We start from the raw sequence: 1612 nt of genomic DNA, 5'->3' as shown, positions 1-1612 counted from the left end.
ATTTAGTTAAAGTTCCTGAAACCCTTGATTTCATAATAAAAACTGCACCCATCACTATTATGACACGTTCCCCTGTAGCATGGTAAATGTATGTATTACTTTTAGTTTATTCAATAGATGGTTTTATTCTTTTCTTCCTTATATGCCATCTCTTTCTATTTTCTTAAATTTAAAAATCGGCTAGGATTTTTAGTCTGATATGAACCGCTAAGATTTGTTATTTTATTAAATTAACTTGTATAATATAAAATATATAGATTTAGGCTTAAAATTCGAAAATATAATTTAAATATGTTTTTTCAGTTCCAGAAGAATTACCCACTTCATTTGTTATTACCCTATACCTTGTTTTTTCCAATTCCGCTTTAGAATAATTACCTGTTGGCATTTCAATATAATAACCATTATTTGAACCATATCCATATAAATATGCAACAGGTGCATCATCTTTTACAAACAAGATATTTATCATATTTTCATTAACTGTTTCTTGAAGAACACGAGATTTAAATCCAATCTGCTTTTCCATTTCATCTTTAGACTGGTAAGGTTCAAAAATATATACTTTATCATAGTCGAAATTAAATAGTTCCCCAGCTGTCCCAGAGGCATCTGAAGCACCATTTAATAGTTTCTCAGTCAAATATCTATTATTTTTATTAAGCTCTGAATTCCACCTGATAAAGACAAATATTGATATTAAGACAAGCAGGAAAAATGATATTTTAAATATGTTTTTATTTTTCATTAATAATCATCCCTTCTAGTTCTATTTACTCAGCTATTATTTCCCACAAATGTTCACTAACTTATTTTCTATTCTATATCTTCATCCAAAATCCAAGTTAACTTGATTCCAGATATTTCTATTAATAAATATGGTAATTTCATTTTAGGATTAGGACAAGGATTGTTTATTTCACTTCCTTTTAAAATTCTTACTTCAAGTTCTTCTAAATTTAATATTAAGATATCCTTATCTATCCTACCTTTAACTGGATAATACGATATATATTGCATTTCATTGCTTATTTTATCATATTCTAATGGCATAGCTTCTAAGGGGAAATCCACACATAAACCAAAATCCTCCAATAATTTGGAGGTTTTAATATATTTAACTTTAAAAGTTTTATAATAATTCCTGCAATAAGCACAATCACATTGGCTTTAATATCTAAACTTATATTCTTTAGTAGTATTATAATCAAAATTTATATCTAATCCGTACATATCTTTCTAACCCCCTAATTTGAATTTATCTAATAATAGAACTCAAACAAACCTAATAAATAAATATGCTCTAGTTTCGCATAACTAGCATTGTGACAAACTGGATTTTGTATATTATAAATTACTTGGCGACGCATAATATGAATGAAGCATAGTAACTATGATTTTAAATTATAATTATTTATTCTTTATATCCCTTTCTTAATTCCCTATATTCTTTGTATTCTTTAATTGAACTTTTAAAATAAGGTGTTAACATTAAAAATAAAAAAATACGGTTATCATATTTACAGCTGATTCTATAGGCACTTGAATGTACTAATATACATTATGCTTCCCAGAATAAATTTCATCAAACCAACTTACAGCCCCAAATATT

Annotated in this window: 2 protein-coding genes; both read right to left on the bottom strand. The window is 26.6% G+C overall.

Features of this window, described 5'->3' with window-relative positions; genetic code table 11:
- Window positions 1-265 precede the first annotated feature (265 nt).
- A complete protein-coding gene (locus VK998_RS11080; RefSeq protein WP_325228284.1) occupies window positions 266-748 on the bottom strand; it encodes a hypothetical protein in 483 nt (160 codons plus the stop codon).
- 68 nt (window positions 749-816) lie between these two features.
- On the bottom strand, window positions 817-1074 hold the full coding sequence (locus VK998_RS11075) for a hypothetical protein (RefSeq protein WP_325228282.1): 258 nt from the start codon (window positions 1072-1074) through the stop codon (window positions 817-819).
- Window positions 1075-1612 lie beyond the last annotated feature (538 nt).

The sequence above is a fragment of the Schnuerera sp. genome (genome assembly GCF_035459645.1).
Taxonomy (GTDB): domain Bacteria; phylum Bacillota; class Clostridia; order Tissierellales; family Tepidimicrobiaceae; genus Schnuerera.
The sequence above is the reverse complement of the archived record's forward strand: the minus strand, read 5'-3'. Positions and strand labels throughout refer to the sequence as shown.